The sequence below is a fragment of the Georgenia daeguensis genome, from assembly GCF_039537705.1.
Classification (GTDB): Bacteria; Actinomycetota; Actinomycetes; order Actinomycetales; family Actinomycetaceae; genus Georgenia; species Georgenia daeguensis.
This window is the reverse complement of the sequence record NZ_BAABBA010000013.1, coordinates 89089-107847: the sequence shown is the minus strand read 5'-3', so window position 1 is coordinate 107847 and position 18759 is coordinate 89089. Positions and strand designations below refer to the sequence as shown.

Sequence of the window (18759 nt, the reverse complement as noted above, 5' to 3'; positions counted from 1 at the left end):
AGAAAAGGAACACCACAGTGCCCGACGAGATCTGGCAATGGTCGGCCGTCCAGACGGCCGACGCCATCAGGAACGGCCTGATCAGCTCGCGCGAGGCGGTCGCCGCGACGCTCCGACGGATCGAGGAGGTCAACCCGGTCGTCAACGCGCTGGCGGAGGTCCTGACGGACGACGCGCTCGCCACCGCGGACGAGGCGGACGCCCGACGACGGTCCGGCGAGCTGCTCGGCCCCCTCCACGGGGTCCCCGTGACGACGAAGATCAACAGCGACCAGGCCGGGCGTGCCACGACCAACGGGGTGGCCGCGTTCCGCGACGCCGTCGTTCAGGTCGACGCCCCGCACATCGAGAACCTCCGGGCTGCCGGCGCTGTCTTCGTGGGCCGGTCCAACACCCCGTCCTTCTCCATCCGGTGGTTCACCGACAACCAGCTGCACGGCCGGACGCTCAACCCCTGGAACCGCGAGCGGACGCCCGGCGGCTCCAGCGGCGGCGCGGCGGCGGCGACCGCCACCGGCATGGGCACGATCGGGCACGGGAACGACATCGGCGGCTCGATCCGCTACCCCGCCGCCGCCTGCGGCGTGGTCGGTCTCCGCCCGACCCCGGGACGGGTGCCGCACTGGTACGGCCCCTGGGACACCGACATGCTGCTGGGCACCCAGCTCATGGAGGTCGAGGGTCCGATCGCGCGGACCGTGGCGGACGTCGAGCTCGGCCTGCGGGCCATGGCCGCCCCCAACCCGCGCGACCCCTCCTACGTGCCGGTACCGCTCCAGGGTCTGCCCCGGGGACGCCGCCGGGCCGCGGTGCTTCGCGACGTCGGGGTGGCCTCGCTCGACCCGGCGGTGGATGCCGCGATCACCACCGCGGCGGGCTGGCTCCAGGACGCCGGCTACGAGGTGGAGGAGGTCGAGCTCCCACTCTTCGCCGAGGCGTGGCGGCTCTGGTGGCAGCTGGTGCAGGGCGTCGAGTTCGACGACCTCGGCCGGCTCATCGAGGAGCACGGCGACGACGCCATCCGCAGGTCCGCGGATCTCCAGTTCGCCGTGACCAAGCGGATGCACAGCGACTTCGGCCTGGACGCCTACGTCAGGGGGTACGGGCGGCGCGGCACGCTCATGCGGTCGCTGCAGCTGTTCCTCCAGGACTTCCAGGTGCTCCTGACTCCCGTCTCGGCCGAGCGGACGTTCGAGATCGACGCCGACGTCCAGGACGTCGACCGCATGGAGCAGGTCATCAACGCGCAGTGGCCGATGATGTCACTGGCCTTCCTCGGATTCCCGGGTCTGTCCGTTCCGGTGTCACGGGGCGACGGGCTCCCGATCGGCGTGCAGCTGGTCGGTCAGAAGTTCCGGGAGGACCTGGTGCTCCAGGCCGGGCGGGTGATCGAGGCACGCAACGATGTCTCGGCGCCGATCACGCCGTCGTTCTACGCGGTCGCCGAGACGGCCCGGCGTTAGGAAGCGCCATCGGTGTGGGGAGCCGCACCAGAAGTCATCGGCTCCCCACACCCGACCCCCCGGGCCATGCTGCGGTTACGGTTCCGTAGGTACAGAATCGGACCATGCCGTCGACGCCGCGCCCCTGGGTCCGCTACTACCACCACGAGACCCCCGCCGAGATCGAGCTGCCGACCACCTCGCTGGTCGAGATGTTCGAGCGGGCCGTCAAGGAGGGCGGCCGCCACCCGGCCACCGAGTTCTTCGGCCGGCGCCACACCTACGCCGAGCTCGGCGAGATGGTCGAGCGCGCCGCCGAGGGCCTGCGCCGGCTCGGGGTGCGTCACGGCGACCGCGTCGCCCTGGTGCTGCCCAACTGCCCACAGCACGTGGTCGCCTTCTACGCGGTGCTGCGCCTGGGCGCCGTGGTCGTCGAGCACAACCCGCTCTACACCTCACGCGAGCTGCGCCACCTCTTCGAGAGCCACGGCGCCCGCGTCGTCATCGCCTGGGACTCCGCCGTCGCCAAGATCGAGCAGTTTCCCGACGACGTCGAGATCGACCACGTCGTCGCCGTCAACCTCCTCGACGAGTTCCCGGCCACCCTGCGCGCGGCTCTGCGTCTGCCGCTCGGGTCCGTGCGCAGGAAGCGCAGGGCGCTGACCACCCGGGCACCCGGTGCGATGCCGTGGAAGGAGCTCGTCTCCGGCCGCCGGATCAGCAGGCGGCACCCGCGCCCGTCGGTCGACGACCTCGCCGTCGTCCAGTACACCTCCGGCACCACCGGCCGGGCCAAGGGCGCCATGCTCACCCACCTCAACCTCTACTCCAACGCCCTGCAGGGCGCGGCGTGGATGGTCGGGGCGCGGCAGCGCAAGGAGGTCAACTACGCCATCCTGCCGATGTTCCACGCGTTCGGGATGACCATCTACCTCACCTTCGGGATCCTGAAGCAGAGCCTGCTCGTCCTGTTCCCGACCCCCGACGTCGACCTCGTCCTCAAGGCCGCGCGGAAGACCCCGCCGACCGTCTTCTCCGCCGTTCCGCCGATCTACCGGAAGACGGCGGAGGCGGCGAGGCAGCGCGGGGTGTCGCTGCGCAGCGCCAAGTTCTGCATCTCCGGGGCGATGGCGCTGACCGACGACGTCGTCGAGCTGTGGGAGTCCGTCGCCGGGGGCAAGCTCGTCGAGGGCTACGGGATGACGGAGTCCTCCCCCGTCGCGTTCGGCAACCCCTTCAACGAGCACCGGCGCACCGGCACCATCGGCGTGCCGTTCCCCTCGACCGACATGCTGGTCGTCGAGGTCGACGACCCCTCGCGCGAGGTCGCCCCCGGCCAGCCGGGCGAGCTGCTCGTCCGCGGGCCGCAGGTCTTCCAGGGCTACTGGCAGGACCCGGAGGCGACGGCGCAGGCGCTCCTGCCGGGCGGGTGGCTCCGCACCGGGGACGTCGTCACCGTCGACGCCGACGGCTTCACCACCATCGTCGACCGCGCGAAGGAGCTCATCATCACCGGCGGGTTCAACGTCTCGCCGAGCGAGGTCGAGGAGGCCGTGCGCACCCACCCGGACGTCGCCGACGCCGCCGTCGTCGGGGTCCCCCAGGCCGACGGCGGGGAGACGATCGTCGCGGTCGTCGTCCTGGCCGACGGCGCCACGCTCGACGAGGAGTCGGTCCGCGAGCACTGCCGCCACCAGCTCGCCCGCTACAAGGTGCCCAGGCGAGTGGTGGCGGTGGACGCGCTGCCGAAGTCGATGCTCGGGAAGGTGCTGCGCAAGCAGGTGCGCGACGAGCTGCCCGCCCGGCTGTAGGGCGGGGCACGTCGGCGCGCCGCACCACTGGCAGCCGGCCCGAGGTCGGCCTAGTGTGATCTCCCTCACTTCGCCTGCTGGAGGTCACCATGTCGACCGTGATGGACCTGCCCCCGGTCACGACCTGTTCGGTCGCCGGCTGCTCCTACAACGACGAGCACGAGCACTGCCACGCCGCCGCGATCACCATCAGCGGCGCGGGGTCCGACGCCCAGTGCGCCACCTTCATCCCGCTGTCCCACCACGGCGGGCTGGAGAAGGTGGTCGCGCACGTCGGCGCGTGCTCCCGCGAGGACTGCGTGCACAACCAGTCGCTCGAGTGCTCCGCCCCCGCCGTGCGCGTGGGCCCCGGCCGCGACTCGGCGGACTGCCTCACCTACTCACCGCGCTGACCCCGCCCGCGCCGGGCACACCCGACGGGTGCGCCTCTAAGGTGGCGGCATGCCGAACCCCACCGCCGCCATCCTCGTGATCGGGGACGAGATCCTCTCCGGGCGCACCCGCGAGGCGAACGCCTACCACCTCGCCAACGAGCTGACGCGCGTCGGCATCGACCTGCGCGAGATCCGGGTGGTCCCCGACGACCACGACGTCATCGTCGACGCCCTCAACGCCCTGCGCGCGCCGCACACGCACGTGTTCACCTCCGGCGGGATCGGCCCCACCCACGACGACATCACGGCCGACGCCGTCGCCGCGGCCTTCGGCGTGGGGATCGACGTGCGCGAGGACGCCCGGGAGCTCCTCGAGAGGGCGCTCGCCGAGCGCGGGCTGACCCCGACGGCGGACCAGCTGCGGATGGCGCGCATCCCCGACGGCGCCAGGCTCATCGTCAACGGCCGGACCGGCGCCCCGGGCTTCAGCATCGGCAACGTGCACGTGATGGCCGGGGTGCCGAGCATCTTCGTCGACATGCTCGGGACCGTTCTGCCCACGCTCGACGCCGGAGCCCCCCGCCTGTCGCGCGAGCTGCGCTTCGAGGTGGGCGAGGGCCGGATCGCCACCCCGCTGCGCGAGCTCGCGCAGGCCATGCCCGAGGTCACCTTCGGCTCCTACCCCTTCCGCGAGGGTGAGATCCGCGGCACCAACATCGTCGTGCGCGGGACCGACCCGACGGTGCTGGACGACGCCGTGACCCGGCTCGAGGAGATCCGGGCCGCGACCGCGGTTCGACCTACGGGGCGATAACCATGGAGAACACGTCGCCAGCTCCCGCGCGCGTCTTTCCGTCAGGAGCTCCGAAGGTCAGACCGGAGATGAGCACACCGCCGTCGTCCGCACCGGAGACGTAGAGGTTCGCCTCGTCCCACTCGTCGGTGCCGTCGCGTTCGCTGGAGCCGAACTGACTGACGTCACCCACCGTTCCGGCGCTGTCGAGCCGGGCGGCGAAGACGTCGACCCCGCCGACGGAGCCGCCGAGGGAGCCGTAGGTCGTCCCGACCAGGAGCACCGCCCCGTCCGGCTGAGCCACCACGGCGGCGCCGCGGTCGTCCGCTGCGGACCCGAGCTGGCTGGTCCAGAGCTGGTTCCCGTCGGCCGAGTACGCCCGGACGAAGGCGTCCTTGTCGCCGTGCGCGTCTGCGCCGAGCCGGGCGCCGGTGTGCCCGGCGACAACGACCGTCCCGTCCGCGCGGACCGTCATGCCGCTGACCTGGTCGGGCTCGGCGGTGCCGAGCTGGTCGAGCCAGACGACGTCGCCGGTGGTGGACAGCTTCGCGGTCCAGCCGTCGAGCGAACCGGCGTGCGAGCCGCCGGGCATCGCACCGCCCGTGACGCCACCGACGTACACACCGCCGTCCGGTGCGGCGGCGACGGCCAGTGCCTTGTCCTCCCCCGGGCCGCCGACCTGGGTGGCCCACCTGAGTGCCCCGTCCGGCCCGATGGACGCGACGAGAGCGTCCTTGTCGCCGGCGCTCGGGCCGTCGACGCTGCCGCTGGTGTACCCCGCGACGAACGCGCCGCCCGCACCGTCGGAGGCGACGGCGTAGCCCCGGTCGGCCGCTGCGGGATCGCCGAGCTGGACGGTCCACACTCGGGCGCCGGAGGCGTCGACCGCGGCGGCGAAGACGTCGTCGCTCACCCCGGTCGGGTGGTCGCCGTCGAGGTTCCCACGCGTGTACCCACCAGTGACGACCCCGCCGTCGGCGCCGGGGACGACACCGTAGGCGCGGTCGTTGGCCGCCGTCGCCAGCGCGTGACGCCACGCAACCGTGCCGTCGGCCGAGCGACGTTCGATCACGACGTCCGTGCCGCCGGAGTACGGAACCTCGGCGTACGCAGCGCCGACCGTGAGGCCGAGGGCCGTGCCGCCGTCGACGACCTGAAGGACACCGCCGGCGCGGTCGTCGCCCCCCGTGCCGAGCAGCTCCGCGTCCCAGGGCTCGGCCGGTGACGTCCGCAGCCGCGCGGAGACGTCGGTGATGGCCTCGCGGAAGGCGGGCTGCCAGACGTCCCAGTCGTGGCCCCCGTCGAGGACCCGAAACTCCGCGGTCACGCCGTCTGTCCGCCGGGCCGTGTTGTAGAGCTGTGCGGCCTCGAAATCGAGGTCGTGAGTGGCGTCCGCGGGGTCGGGATTGGCCCACTCGTCGTCTCCGACGGCGATGAAGAGGTGCACCGGCAACGTGGGGTCCAGCGCCTCGAGAGCCGACGGGTAGTTCAGCTCGTCGTACCGAGCCTTGTCGAACAGCTTGTGGCCGACGCCGTACGCGCCGTGGTCGCGGGCCGAGGAGTCGGCGGGCGGCTGCGGCACGTACACAGCCGGGCTCAGGACGATGCTCGCCGAGAAGACGTCCTGGTGCGCGAGGGCGAACCGCAAGGCACCGGCGCCGCCCATGGAGTACCCGCCGACGGCCCGGGCGGACCGGTCCTCGACGGTGCGGTAGGTCGCATCGATGTGCTCGACGAGGTCCTCCGTGAACGCCGTCTCCACCGGCACGCCGGCGCCGTCGCCGGTCTTCTTCGCACCGGTGTAGAGGGAGTCGGTGTACCAGTTCCCGCGTTCGTTCCAGGGCGCGTCCGGCATGACGACGACCATGGGCTGGATCGTCCCCGCAGCGATCATCTCGTCGAGGTCCCCGGCGACGCGCTGCCAGGCGGCCTGCGTGTCACCGCGTCCGTGCAGCAGGTAGAGCGTGGGGTAGTCCGTGTCGGTCTCGTCGTACCCGGCGGGCAGGTAGACGCTGTAGTCGATCACCCCGACGCCGTCCGAGGGTGCCTCAGCGCCGAGCACGGTGCCCTTCTCCACCGCGAGCGCCGGAAGGGCGAGGACCACCCCCGCGCCGGCAATGGCCGCGGCGGCGAGCGTGGTGAGAGTTCGGCGGATCCTGGACGGTACGGTCATGCGTCTCTCCTTTGAGTGCATCGGCGGTGGTGGGTGATTGCGGCCGTCAGTCGGCCCGGTCGGCGAGGGCGAGGACCGCGCGGGCCTGGTCGACCATCGCGACGTCGAGGAAGGTGCCGTCCTCGAGGGCGATGGCGCCCACCCCGTCGGTGCGCGCGTCGCCGACCCGGGCGACGACGGTGCGGGCGCGCTCGACCTCGGCGTCGGTCGGGCGGAAGGCGGCGCGGATCGTGGCCAGCTGCGCCGGGTGAATGGCGGTGCGGCCGAGGAAGCCGAGCGCGCGGCCCTCGCGGCACGATGCGGTGAGCCCGTCGGCGTCCTTCACGTGCGGGTAGACGGACATGTGCGGGGAGGGCAGCTGTGCGGCCCGCGCGGCCACGACGACCCGGCTGCGCGCCCAGGCCAGCCCCGCGTCGTCGGTCAGCCGCAGGTCGGAGCGCAGGTCCGCCTCGCCGAGACCGATCGAGGCCACCTGACCCGACGCCGTCGCGATCTCGAACGCCCGCTCCACCCCCAGCGCGGACTCCAGCAGCAGGTGGAGCGAACGCCCGGGCAGTGCGGACGCGAGCTCGCGCACCTGCTCGGGCGACTCGACCTTCGGCACCCGTGCCCCGACCTGCTCGGGCAGGTCGGCGAGCATCGCGACGTCCTCCCCGTGCCACGGCGTGCTCACGTGGTTGACCCGCACCTGGACCGGCCGCCGGACCGCGGCGAGGAGCCGTCGCGCCTCGGCGCGGGCCGGGTCCTTGTGCGCGGGCGCCACGGCGTCCTCGAGGTCGACGATCACCACGTCGGCCCCGGACGCCAGCGCCTTCTCGACCCGGTCGGGCCGGTCCGCCGGCACGTACAGCAGGGTCAGGACGAGCCGGTTCACACCGCCCCCTCCGCGCGCAGGGCCGCGATGCGCTCGGCCGTGAACCCGAGCTCGCCGAGCACCTCATCGGTGTCCGCGCCGTGGGGGCGGCCGGTGAAGGAGATGACGCCGTCGTGCTCGGAGAGCCGGAAGAGCGGGCCCTGCATGCGCATCTCCCCCAGCTCGGGGTCCTCGATCTCGTGGATGGTGCCGAGGGCCTGGAACTGCGGGTCCTCGACGATGTCCTGCGCGTCGTAGATCGGCGCGACCGCGGCCTGCGCCTCCTCGAACGCGGCGACCACCTCCGCGCGAGTGCGTTCGGCGATCCAGGCACCGACCGCCTCGTCGATGACGTCGGCGTGCTGGGCCCGCAGGTGGCCGTGCGCGAACCACGGCTCCTCGATCAGGTCCGGGCGGCCGACCAGCCGCATGATCCGTTCCGCGATCGACTGCGCGGAGCTGGACACCGCCACCCACTGCCCGTCCCGGGTCCGGTAGGTGTTGCGCGGGGCGTTGTTCGTGGACCGGTTGCCCGTGCGCGGCTGGACGGTTCGGGTCTGGTCCCACCGGGTGATCTGCGGGCCGAGCATGGCGAGGATCGGCTCGATGATCGACACGTCCACCACCTGCCCGCGCCCCGTGGCGGTGCGGGCGTGCAGGGCGGTCATGATCGCGTACGCCGTCGCCAGGGACGCGACGCCGTCGGCGAGCCCGAACGGGGGCAGGGTGGGCGGGCCGTCGGGCTCGCCGGTCATGGCCGCGAACCCGCTCATCGCCTCGGCGAGGGTGCCGAACCCCGGACGCGTGCGGTACGGGCCCACCTGGCCGAACCCGGAGACGCGGGCGAGGACGAGGCCGGGGTTGGCGGCGGAGAGCTCGTCGTAGCCGAGCCCCCAGCGCTCGAGGGTGCCGGGGCGGAAGTTCTCGATGACGACGTCGGCCGTCTCCGCCAGCTTGAGGAAGACGTCGCGGCCGCCGTCGGAGCCGAGGTTGACGGTGACCGCCCGCTTGTTGCGGCCCAGCGTCTTCCACCACAGGTTCACCCCGTCCTTGGCGGCGCCGTGCCCCCGCGAGGGGTCGGGCTTGCGCGGGTGCTCGACCTTGACGACGTCGGCGCCCATGTCGCCGAGGTGCATGGCCGCGAGCGGGCCGGCGAAGAGCGTGGAGGCGTCGACCACCCTCAGGCCGGCCAGCGCGCCGCGGGCGGGGTCACGGGAGACGGTCACCGCTCCTCCTCCAGCGTCCACGCGCACCGGAACCCGATGCTGGACGAGCGGGCCAGGCCAAGCCCGGGCACGAGCAGCTTGGCGGCGAACGCCGGTTCCCGGACTCCGCCGTCGAAGTACCACTCCGAGCCCTCGCACTCGTAGGCGGAACCGCCCTTGAGCATGGCGAAGCGGGTTCGGCCGTCGCTGTGCTCGCTCTCGGTCCAGTTCCACACCTCGGGCGCGGCCCGGCGCAGGCCACGCTCGGCGGCGAGCTGCCACTCGTCCTCGCTCGGCAGGCGCCCGCCCCGCCAGGCGCAGTAGGCCCGCGCGTCGTCGAGGTCGACGAAGGTGACCGGCTCGTCCTCACGGCCCGCGGGCGGGCGGTCGCCGTCGAAGTGGGCGAGGAAGCGGTGGGAGACACTGGGCCGGTAGCCCGTGGCGGCGACGAAGTCGGCGAACTCGGCGTTGGTGACCTCCTCGGCGGCGACGGCGGCCGGGCGGTCCAGCCGCCCGTCGCGCTCGAGGGTGCGGGCGTCGTGCAGCCGCGGGACGAGCGGCTTCCACTCGTCGACGTAGGGGGCGCCCTGGTACATGCCCGTCTCGCGTGCGCGGTGGCGCACGGTCAGGACGTACTCCCCCGCCGGGACCACCACGGCGTCCCCGGGCACGCGGTCCGCTGCAACCGGCGCTGGCGCAGCCAGGCTCACCCGGCGGGCAAGACGGTGCGGGAACCGGGGGTCGTCGTCGAACGGCATCGTCGCGAGGCGCTCGCGCAGCGCCGGCAGCCACTCCGGCTCGGTCGCCCCCGGCGCCAGGACCACGGCCGCGCCGACGGAGCGCGCCGGGACGGTGACGGTGCCGTCGTCCGACCCGAACAGGTCCAGCACGGTGCCGTCGGCGGGCAGCGGGCCGGCCCAGGCGGCGTCGCCGCGGTTGGCCAGCGCCCACAGCGTCACGCCGCCGCGGGCGAAGGTCGAGGCGTAGACGCCGGCGGCGTGCGCGTCGGCAGCGATCTCCGCGAGCGGGGTCCACTCCCCCTCGAGCAGCAGGTCGGCTGCGGCGCCCTGGACGGTGACCATGCGGCGCACGGTGGCGGCGTCGCGGGCGTTCCAGCCGACCCAGACGCCAAACACCACCTCCCACACCATGACGCCGACGCCGTTAAGCCAGGCGGACTGCAGCTCCTCGGCGTGGTCGCGGTGCCAGCGGCGAATGTGGTGCTGCATGTGACGGCGCTCGTACCAGTGGGCGCGCAGCACGCCGGGCACGGAGCTGTCGGCGAAGAACTGGGCCCAGGACGCGTTGTGGTCGACGATGCGCTCGACGGCGAGCTTCGACTCGCCCTCGAGGACGATGCCGGGCCGGGCGCGCTCGAGGGAGTCGACGAGCTCGGGGTCGGCCTTCTTCAGGGTGTCGAGGAAGACGCCGTCGGCCGGCAGGTCACGCACGAGGTCGGCGAGCTCGGTCACGTCGTCCTCGCCGCGGCGGGTGCCGGTGTCCCACGGGTTGTAGTCGACGAACACCTTCAGGCCGGCGGCGTGCAGGTCGGCGACCAGCTGGGTGAGCCCTGGGACCTCACGGTAGTAGTCCCACTGGTTGCGGTCGTCGATGCCGATGACCGGGTAGGCGTGCCAGAGGACGACGGCGTCGAGGCCGCCGAACCGCTCGCGGGCGTCCTCGACGAACCGCTCCGGGGTGAAACGGTGCTCCTCGAAGGAGTACAGCAGCTCGTCCCACAGCCACACCTGGGCGACCGTGAAGCAGCGGGCGGCCCACCGTGCCTGCGGGCGCTCGTACGCGGAGCCGTCGTAGGCGTGGCGGGCGCGGGCGTCCGCGCGCCAGGCGTGCAGGCGTTCGCGCCAGGCGGGCCAGGCAGCGGGGTCGTCGGGGGCGGCGAAGATCTTGGCCTCGTCGAGGGTGGTGAGGTCCGCGGCGTCGAGCGGGACGGGCGTGGGCCGGTCGATCGGGCGTGGGACGAGCGGGTCGAAGCTGTAGGTCACGCGTGCTCCCTCGCAAGGTCGGCGGTCTCGGCGGCGGTGGGGACGGCCGCCTGCGCGCCCGGCCGGGTGACGGCGAGCGCTCCGGCGGCGGCGGCAAGACGAGCCGCACCGACGAGCGTGGCGCCGTCGGCCAGCGCGGCGGCCAGGACACCGCAGAACGTGTCGCCGGCCCCGGTGGTGTCCACGGCGGTGACCGGCGGGGCGACCACCGTCTCGGGCTCACCGCCCCGCTCGGCGACGAGAGCGCCGTCGCCGCCGAGCGTGATGACGACGGCGGGGACCTTCTCCAGCAGGGCCCGGGCGAGCTGCGCGGGCGTGGAGGCCGCGGCGGAGCCGCCGGCGGTCGTGGCGCCCGCGGCGCCGAGCGCGCCGCCGGCGGGCGCGAGGTCGCGGGCCTCGTGCTCGTTCACGACGAGCAGGTCGATCTCGTCCCAGACCTCCGGCGACAGGTCGCGGGAGGGTGCGGCGTTGAGGACGAACCGTGCGCCGTCGCGGCGGGCGCGGGCCGCACCCAGGACGGTCTCCAGCGGGATCTCCAGCTGGGCGAGGACGACGTCCGCGCCGGGGAGGCGGGCGCGGGCAGCGTCGTCGACGGCAACCTCGGCGTTGGCGCCGGGGGCCACGATGATCGCGTTCTCGCCGTCGTCGGTGACCCAGATCAGCGCCGTGCCGGAAGCCTCGTCGCTCCGCGCGACCAGGTCGGTGCGCACTCCTGCGCCGCTCAGCGACTCCAGGAGCAGCTCCGCCGCGTCGTCGCGCCCCACGGCCCCGAGGAACCAGGTGTCCGCACCGCCCGCCCGTGCGGCGGCCACGGCCTGGTTGGCGCCCTTGCCGCCGGGGCTGCGGCGCAGCCTCCCGCCGAGGATCGTCTCCCCCGGGCCGGGGTGCCGCGGGACGTCGACGACGAGGTCGACGTTCGCGCTGCCGACCACCACCACGGTGCCGGTCATGGCGCTCCTTCCTGCAGGCGCAGCGTGCGCTGCGCCAGGTCGTCGATGCGCCGGACGTCGCCGCCTGGCAGGGACGTCGCCACGGTGCCGCGGATTGGGCCGGTCCAGCGCTCGCCGATGCCCTCGGTGCCGAGCATCGCGCCGAGGACGGAGCCGACCGTGGCGCCGGCGGAGTCGGTGTCCCAGCCGGCCGTGACGGCGATCGCCACGGAACGGCCGAAGTCCCCGCGGCCCTTCGTCAGGGCGTAGGCGATCACCGCGGCGTTGTTGAGCACGTGCACCCAGTGCAGATCTCCGTACTCGGTGTGCAGGGCGTCGAGGCCGGCTGCGACGTCGCCCTCGCCGGCGCCGAGCTCCCGGCCTCGGCGCACGGCGCCGGCGAGCCGGCTGCCGGGCGGGACGACCGTGCCGGCGGCGTCGAGGACCTGCTCGACGTCGTCGCTCACGAGCGAGGCCGAGCACAGGGCGGCGGCCCACATGGCGCCGTAGACCCCGTTGCGGGTGTGGGAGAGACGGGCGTCGGTCCAGGCCAGGCGGGCGGCGCCGCGAACGTCGCCGGGGCGGACCCAGCCGAGGACGTCGGCGCGGATGAGGGCCCCGATCCACTCCCGGAACGGGTTGAGGTGGGTGGCGGTCTCCGGCACCGGCCGGGCGTCGAGGATGTTGCGGTAGGCGGCGCGCTCGGCGGTGAAGACGCGGCCGGCGGGGAGGTTGTCGAGCCACGCCTGGGCCACGTCGTCGGTGGTGAACCCGGTGCCGTGCCTCTCGAGGAGGTCGAGCGCGAGGAGCGGGTAGTTGAGGTCGTCGTCCTCGGGCATCCCGGCGATGTTCTCCCCCAGCGACGTCGGGGCGCTGCGCCGGTTCCAGGGCCAGCGGGCGGCGACGTCGTCGGGCAGGCCGGCGGCGGTGAAGTACCGATCGAGGGGCCAGCGCCCGGTGGCGCGCAGGATCTCCTCGATGCCTTCGCGCGGGATCTTCTCCACGGGCTTGCCGAGCAGGCAGCCCGCGGCCCGGCCGGTCCAGGCACCGAGGAGGCGGCGCGGCTGGTCGGCCGGGTCCGCGGCGGGCAGGAGAGGCGCGGCCGGCAGCAGCGCCTCGATCTCGTCCCACGCGTCGGGCTCCTGCCCGGCCGGGGCGGCGGGCCGGGCGGCGAGCTCGGCGAGGAGCTCGCGGGCCAGGGCGCGCAGCTCCGGCGTGGCCGGCGCGGGAGAGGCGCCGGAGACGGCCGGGACGACGTCTCCGCCCTCCTCGGCCCAGCGGGCCGCGACGTCGGCGGTCGCGCGGCCCTCGGCGTCGGACTGGACCAGCTCGTGGGCGAGCAAGTCCTCGGGCTGGGCCCAGGTCAGTCTCACGCCAGCTCCCCCGCCGTCATCTCCTCGAGGGCGGCGAGCCGGGCGCGGGTCCGCTCGCGGTCGCGGTCGGCGATCTCACGGGCGACCTCCCCCATCAGCCGGCCGGTGGCACGGATGTCCATCCGCGAGGCGGTCTCGATCTGGTCGAGCCATTCGGCGGGGACGACGTCGGAGCCCCCCAGCCCGGCGCACACCGCGCCGGCCATCACGGCGATGGAGTCGGCGTCGCGGCCGTAGTTCACCGACGCGAGGACGGCGCCGCGGAAGTCGCCGCGGTGGGCGAGGAGGAGGCCGAGCGCGACGGGCAGCTCCTCGATGGACTTCGTGCGGGAGGGGCGGCGGGCGTCCATGGACATCTGCCGGTACTCGGGGCCGACGGAGTCGTACGGGGCCACGGCCTCGCGGACGGTGCGGGCGAGGGCGCGCTCGTCGTCGTCGCTCTGCGGCACGGGGATCTCCCGGACCGCCTCGACGACGGCCTCGAGGGCCGCCCTCGTCCCGTCGTGGGCGAGCTCGAGGGCGACGGCGACGACGTCGTCGACGCTCGCGCCCGGAGCGACCGCGGCGGCCACCATGGCGGCGAAGACCCCGGCGGCCTCCCGGCCGTAGCTCGACTGGTGCGCACCGGCGACGTCGATCGCCTCGGCGTAGGCGGCGCGCGGGTCACCCGCGTTCGCGAGCCCCACCGGCGCCATGTACATGGTCGCGCCGCAGTTGACGATGTTGCCGACGCCGGCCTCGCGGGGGTCGACGTGCCCGTAGTGCAGGCGGGCGACGAGCCACTTCTCCGCGAGGAAGACCCGCTGCAGGAGCAGGGCGGTGGTCTCGAGCTCGGGGATCCAGGTGGGCTCGCCGATCATCAGCGGGACGAGGTCCTCGGCCACGGCGTAGGCGTCGAGGTGGTCACGCCGCCTGGCGTAGACCTCCACGAGGGCCCGGGTCATGAGGGTGTCGTCGGTGATGTGCCCGTCGCCCTTGTGGTACGGCGCGATGGGCCGGGCCTCGCGCCAGTTCTCGTACCAGGGGCCGACGACGCCGGTGACGCGGCCGCCGTGGCGCTCCTCGATCTGCTCGGGCGTCCAGCCCTCGATGGCTCCGCCCAGCGCGTCACCGACGGCGGCGCCGGTGATCACGGCCAGCGCACGGTCTTCCAACCAGCTCACGTTCTGCTCCCTCATCGTGCTCACTCCCGCGCCGAGCAGCGGCGGTGAGATGTCACGTGCTCGTCGAGATGTCCTGCGGTCGGCGTGGGCTCTCCGCGCCGCCGGGGTGGGCACCGGGACCGGCTCGGCCCCGGTGCCCACCGCCTAGCCCCTCGCCACCAGCTCGTGACATCTCACCGAGCTCGTGACATCTCGCGGGGCTGGTGGCGGTCAGGCCGTGATCTCGTCCCAGCCGGCCTGCAGCTCCTCGGCCAGGCCAGCGGAGTCGATCTCCCCGGCCAGGTACCGCTGGAACGCCGGGGTGGCGACGGTGTCCTTCCACTGGGCGTAGGCGTCGACGAACAGGTAGGGCGCGTCCGTCATGTGCTGACCGGAGGAGAGGACGGTGTTCCAGTTGGCGTCGTCACCGAGGTTCTCCGCCATGAGCTCCTGCGCAGAGGTGGAGGCGGGGATGAGCGCGTCGGCCTCGTTCAGGGCGGCGAGGTTCTCCGGCTCGGTGAAGAAGTTGAGGAACTCCGCGGCCTGCTCCGGGTACTCGGAGTCGATGTTGACCGACAGCGTCTGCGGGTTGGCCGCCTGGCCGGCGCCCTCCGGGCCCTCGAGCGGCGGCAGCACGACCCAGTCGAGTCCTTCCGGGGCGTCGTTGGCGATGTTGGCGGCCTGGAAGGAGCCCTGGATCGTCATGGCGATCTGGCCGGCGTAGAAGGACGCGAGGACCTCCGAGCCGGACTGGGTCAGGGTCACCGGGAGGATCGACTTGTCCTCGGTGTTCATGGCGTTGACGAGCTCGGGGATGGCCAGCTCGCCGTCGTCGACCTTGAGCTGGGCGTCGGCGCCGGTGCCGTCGAAGTAGGTGCCGCCGAAGGTCGGGCCCATGGTCATGAACGCGGCGGTCGGGCTCTTCAGGCCCCACCCGAGGCCGTGGACACCGTCCGTGGTGGTGGCCTTGGCGATCTCGCGCAGCTCGTCCCAGGTCATGGTCTCCCCGGTGGGGATCTCGACGCCGGCCTGCTCGAGCAGGGTGCGGTTGGCGAAGACCATGTAGGACTGCAGCTCCGTCGGGTAGGCGACCACCTGGTCGTCGACGGTGACGGTGCTCATGATGCCCTCGGGCACGTCGGCGGCGAAGTCCTCCGACATGTGCTCGGAGAGGTCCGCGAGGTAGCCGTCGCGGGCGAACGGAACGATGGAGGCGGCCTCGTAGTGGATGATGTCGGGCGCCGCGCCGCCGTTGAACTGGGTGATCAGCTTGTCGTAGATGCCGTCCCAGCCGGCGGGGACGATCTCGACGGTGACGTCGGGGTTCTCCTCGTTCCACTTCGCCACGATGGTCTCGGTGGCCTCGATGGCCGCCGGCTGGTCGGAGAGCGACTGGAACTCCAGGGTGATGGGCCCGGTGGGGTCGGCTGCGGCGTCGTCCTCTCCCCCGCCGCCGCAGGCGGTGAGGACGAGGAGGCCGGCGGTGAGGCTTGCGACGACGGAAGCGCCACGCTTGTTCATGGTCTGCCTTTCAGCGGTGTGGGTGGGGTCAGCCTTTGACGGCACCGGACAGGAGCCCGCCGGTGAGCTTCTTCTGCATGATCGAGAAGAAGACGATGCTCGGGATGGCGGCCAGGACGGATCCCGCGGCGAGCGGGCCGAGAGCCACCTTCCCCTCCCCGCCGACGAACATCTTCAGCGTGATCGGCAGGGTGTAGTTCTCCGGCGACTGCAGGAGGACGAGGGCGAAGAAGAACTCGTTCCAGGACGAGACGAAGGAGAACATCGCCGTCGCCACGATGCCCGGCATGAGCAGCGGGAAGACGATGCGGCGCAGCACCTCGAGGCGGGAGGCCCCGTCCATGGCGCCGGCCTCCTCCAGCTCGCCGGGGATGGCGGCGACGTAGCCCTGCAGCATCCACAGCGCGAACGGCAGCGTGTAGGTGGTGTGCACGAGGGTCAGCCCGACCAGGGAGTCGGTGAGCTGCATCGTCCGCAGGATCAGGAACAGCGGCAGGATCACCAGGATCACCGGGAAGACCTGGCTGACCAGGATCCAGCCGGTGCCCAGGGTGCGGAGCATCCCCTTGAAGCGGGCGAGCGCGTAGGCGGCGGGCAGCGAGATGAGGATGACGAGGAAGGTGGAGACCAGGGCGACGACCACGGAGTTGCCCGCGGAGCGGACCAGCCCCTGGCGGTCGAGCGCCTCCGAGAAGTTCTCCCAGTGCCACTCCTGCGGGATGAGGTTCACGGACAGGGAGTTCAGCTCGGCCGAGGACTTCACCGACGCCGAGATCAGCCACAGAAGCGGGAACCCGAGGAACAGGATGTACAGGAACAGCGCCACGTACTGAGCGGGTCTGATGGCGGCGCGCATCACTTCTCCTTCTCCTCACGGAACTGCGACCACAGGTAGAAGGCCAGGAGGATCACGACCACCGCGACGAGCACCACGCCCATCGCCGCCGCGTAGCCGATGTTCCGGTTCTTGAAGGCCTCGAGGTAGGTGAAGAGCATCGGGAGCATCGTCTTGCCGCCCGGGCCGCCCTCGGTGAGCACGTACACGAGGCTGAAGGAGTTGAAGTTCCAGATGAAGTTCAGCGACGTGATCGAGGTGACGATGGGGCGCAGGCTCGGGATCGTCACCGACGTGAACCGGCGCAGCGCGTTGGCGCCGTCCATGGAGGCCGCCTCGTACAGCTCGGTGGGGATCTGCTGGAGCCCCGCGAGCAGCGTCACCGTGGTCTGCGGCATGCCGAGCCAGACCCCGACGACGATGACGGCCGGCAGCGCGGTGTCGAAGTTGCCCAGCCAGTTGATGCTGTCCGGCAGCCCCACCGCGCCGAGGAACGCGTTGAGCGGCCCGGCGTTCGGCGAGTAGATCATCCGCCACATGATCGCCACGACCACCGGGGGCATCGCCCACGGGATCAGTGCCAGGACGCGGGTGAGGCCCTGGAGGCGCAGGTCGGAGTTGAGCAGCAGCGCCAGCCCCATGGCGGCGACCAGCTGGAGGAGCGTGACCGAGACGGCCCACACCATGCCGATGCGGAACGACTCCCAGAAGAAGGAGTTGTCGAACAGCCGTGTGAAGTTGTCGACGCCGACGAACTGGTACTCGGGACTGCGCACCAGGCGTGCGTCGGTGAAGGCGAGCAGGATGCCGACGACCAGCGGGGCGACGGAGAAGACGAGGACCGGCAGCAGCGACGGCAGAACGAGGCCGATGGCCTCCCGGCGCCGCGCGCGGCCGACGCCGCCCAGCTTGACCCTCCCGGCGCGCCGGCCGTTGCCCGGGTCGTGCGGCCGAGGCACGGGAGGACGCTGTCGCCCGCTGGCCAGGGACGGCGCTGTCATGGCTTCTCCTCTCGGGTGGACTCCCGAACCCGGAGCTCAGGCTCGACGAAGACGGTGGCGGGCCCGCTCGACGGCTCGTCGAGCAGACGGAGCATGAGCTCGGCGGCCAGGCGGCCACGCTCGGCCGAGCGCAACGACACGCTGGTCAGGCTCGGCTGGTAGACCTGCCCGATCTCGGTGTCGTCCATGCCGGTGACCGCGAGGTCCGCCGGCACGTTCAACCCTGCCTCGCGGGCGGCCTTGATCGCTCCGATGGCGAGCAGGTCGTTCGCGGCGACGACGGCGTCGAGCGGGGCGCCCTCGTGCCGCCCGAGCAGCGTGCGGGCCGCGGCGACGCCGGCGGCAACGGTGAAGTCGTCGGCCGTCTGGGTGTCGACGACCTCCGCGGCAAACCTCTCGCCGGCGACGGCCTCGTCGAAGCCGCGCTGGCGGGCGGATCCGGGCGTGGTGTCGGTCGGGCCGTTCAGGAAGCCGATGCGACGCCGCCCGAGCGCGAGCACGTGCGCGACGGCAGCGCCGATGCCGCCGGCCGAGTCGGTGGAGACGGAGCTGATCCCGGCGTCCTCGAGGGAGCGGCCGATGACCACCACGGGCACGGTGCACTCGCGCAGCTCGCTGACCAGGTCGTCGGTGATGCGGAGCGGCGAGACGACGAGGCCGTCGACGTGCCCGGCGGCGAGGCCGCGCACGAGGTCGATGGTCGACGCCGCGGTGTCACCGGTGGCCGCGACGACGAGGCGGTAGCCCCGGTCGGCGACGGCGCCCTGGATGGCGCTCATCATCTCGACGTAGACGGGGTTGCCGATGTCGGCGACCGCGAAGGCGATCTGGAACGTCCGGCGCATGCGGAGCGTGCGGCCGGCGGGGTCCGGCTGGTAGCCGAGCTCGTCCGCCGCCGCCCGGACCCGCTCGACCATGGCCTTGCTGGCGCCCGTGCCGTGCAGAGCGCGGGAGGCGGAGGCGAGGGAGACACCCGCGAGCTCGGCGACCTGCGGCAGGGTTGCGCGGCTGCTGACCATCGTGGCTCCTTCCTCGTCGAAGGCGGCGACGTCGTCGTCCGCTGTGCTCGTGCAGCGGTGCTGGAAACGTTTCCATCCGCAGGCGGAAACGTTTCCAGCACCGGAGCGAGTTGTCAACTGCCGTGACGAGATCGTGATCCAGTCCAGGGTGCACCGTGCAGCGCCGGGGACGCCTCGCGCGCCGAGCATGCCCCAAGTGCCCGTTCGTGGGCGCGGATGGACACTCAGGGCATTCTCGGCCGCCCGGAATGGCGCAACGGCGGAGGGGGCCACCCGGCCGTGTTG

General features: G+C 72.9%; 15 protein-coding genes. 4 read left to right on the top strand and 11 right to left on the bottom strand.

Translation table 11 applies throughout. The features are described 5' to 3' along the window. Positions 1-17 precede the first annotated feature (17 nt). The 4 genes from ABD774_RS13720 (at position 18) to ABD774_RS13705 (ending at position 4441) form a co-directional block, all read left to right on the top strand. Positions 18-1463, top strand: coding sequence for an amidase family protein (locus ABD774_RS13720; protein ID WP_345042201.1), 1446 nt, complete (start codon positions 18-20; stop codon positions 1461-1463). 104 nt (positions 1464-1567) lie between these two features. Continuing rightward, the gene (locus ABD774_RS13715) at positions 1568-3253 is read left to right on the top strand and encodes a long-chain-fatty-acid--CoA ligase (RefSeq protein ID WP_345042199.1); all 1686 of its coding nucleotides are present in this window, start codon (positions 1568-1570) and stop codon (positions 3251-3253) included. Positions 3254-3342: 89 nt separating this feature from the next. Beyond that, entirely contained in the window at positions 3343-3645 is a 303-nt protein-coding gene (locus ABD774_RS13710; RefSeq protein WP_345042197.1) for a DUF1540 domain-containing protein, read from the top strand. Positions 3646-3694: 49 nt separating this feature from the next. Then, complete coding sequence (locus ABD774_RS13705; protein ID WP_345042194.1) at positions 3695-4441, top strand: competence/damage-inducible protein A; 747 nt, start codon at positions 3695-3697, stop codon at positions 4439-4441. On the opposite strand, the gene ABD774_RS13700 is transcribed toward ABD774_RS13705, so the two are convergent. The 11 genes from ABD774_RS13700 to ABD774_RS13650 all read right to left on the bottom strand — a co-directional run bounded on the left by ABD774_RS13700 (position 4428) and on the right by ABD774_RS13650 (position 18474). Then, a complete protein-coding gene (locus tag ABD774_RS13700; RefSeq protein ID WP_345042192.1) occupies positions 4428-6593 on the bottom strand; it encodes an alpha/beta hydrolase-fold protein in 2166 nt (721 codons plus the stop codon). The two genes, ABD774_RS13705 and ABD774_RS13700, sit on opposite strands and share 14 nt — an antisense overlap. A gap of 46 nt (positions 6594-6639) precedes the next feature. Next, positions 6640-7467: an HpcH/HpaI aldolase/citrate lyase family protein gene (locus ABD774_RS13695; protein WP_345042190.1), complete on the bottom strand. Its 828-nt coding sequence runs from the start codon at positions 7465-7467 to the stop codon at positions 6640-6642. Beyond that, entirely contained in the window at positions 7464-8672 is a 1209-nt protein-coding gene (locus ABD774_RS13690) for a CaiB/BaiF CoA transferase family protein (RefSeq protein WP_345042188.1), read from the bottom strand. Before ABD774_RS13690 ends, ABD774_RS13695 begins: the two co-directional genes overlap by 4 nt. Next, complete coding sequence (locus ABD774_RS13685; RefSeq protein WP_345042185.1) at positions 8669-10654, bottom strand: SUMF1/EgtB/PvdO family nonheme iron enzyme; 1986 nt, start codon at positions 10652-10654, stop codon at positions 8669-8671. Before ABD774_RS13685 ends, ABD774_RS13690 begins: the two co-directional genes overlap by 4 nt. Further along, positions 10651-11604, bottom strand: coding sequence for a ribokinase (locus ABD774_RS13680; RefSeq protein ID WP_345042182.1), 954 nt, complete (start codon positions 11602-11604; stop codon positions 10651-10653). The genes ABD774_RS13685 and ABD774_RS13680 overlap by 4 nt, the downstream gene beginning before the upstream one ends. Further along, positions 11601-12956, bottom strand: a complete 1356-nt coding sequence (locus ABD774_RS13675; RefSeq protein ID WP_345042180.1) for an ADP-ribosylglycohydrolase family protein — start codon at positions 12954-12956, stop codon at positions 11601-11603. The genes ABD774_RS13680 and ABD774_RS13675 overlap by 4 nt, the downstream gene beginning before the upstream one ends. After that, positions 12953-14134, bottom strand: a complete 1182-nt coding sequence (locus tag ABD774_RS13670; RefSeq protein ID WP_486327315.1) for an ADP-ribosylglycohydrolase family protein — start codon at positions 14132-14134, stop codon at positions 12953-12955. Before ABD774_RS13670 ends, ABD774_RS13675 begins: the two co-directional genes overlap by 4 nt. 195 nt (positions 14135-14329) lie before the next feature. Next, positions 14330-15619, bottom strand: a complete 1290-nt coding sequence (locus tag ABD774_RS13665; RefSeq protein ID WP_345042176.1) for an ABC transporter substrate-binding protein — start codon at positions 15617-15619, stop codon at positions 14330-14332. Between the two features lie 28 nt (positions 15620-15647). Beyond that, the gene (locus ABD774_RS13660; protein WP_345042173.1) at positions 15648-16475 is read right to left on the bottom strand and encodes a carbohydrate ABC transporter permease; all 828 of its coding nucleotides are present in this window, start codon (positions 16473-16475) and stop codon (positions 15648-15650) included. Then, positions 16475-17455: a carbohydrate ABC transporter permease gene (locus ABD774_RS13655; RefSeq protein ID WP_486327314.1), complete on the bottom strand. Its 981-nt coding sequence runs from the start codon at positions 17453-17455 to the stop codon at positions 16475-16477. The genes ABD774_RS13660 and ABD774_RS13655 overlap by 1 nt, the downstream gene beginning before the upstream one ends. Further along, positions 17452-18474, bottom strand: a complete 1023-nt coding sequence (locus tag ABD774_RS13650; protein WP_345042168.1) for a LacI family DNA-binding transcriptional regulator — start codon at positions 18472-18474, stop codon at positions 17452-17454. Before ABD774_RS13650 ends, ABD774_RS13655 begins: the two co-directional genes overlap by 4 nt. Positions 18475-18759 lie beyond the last annotated feature (285 nt).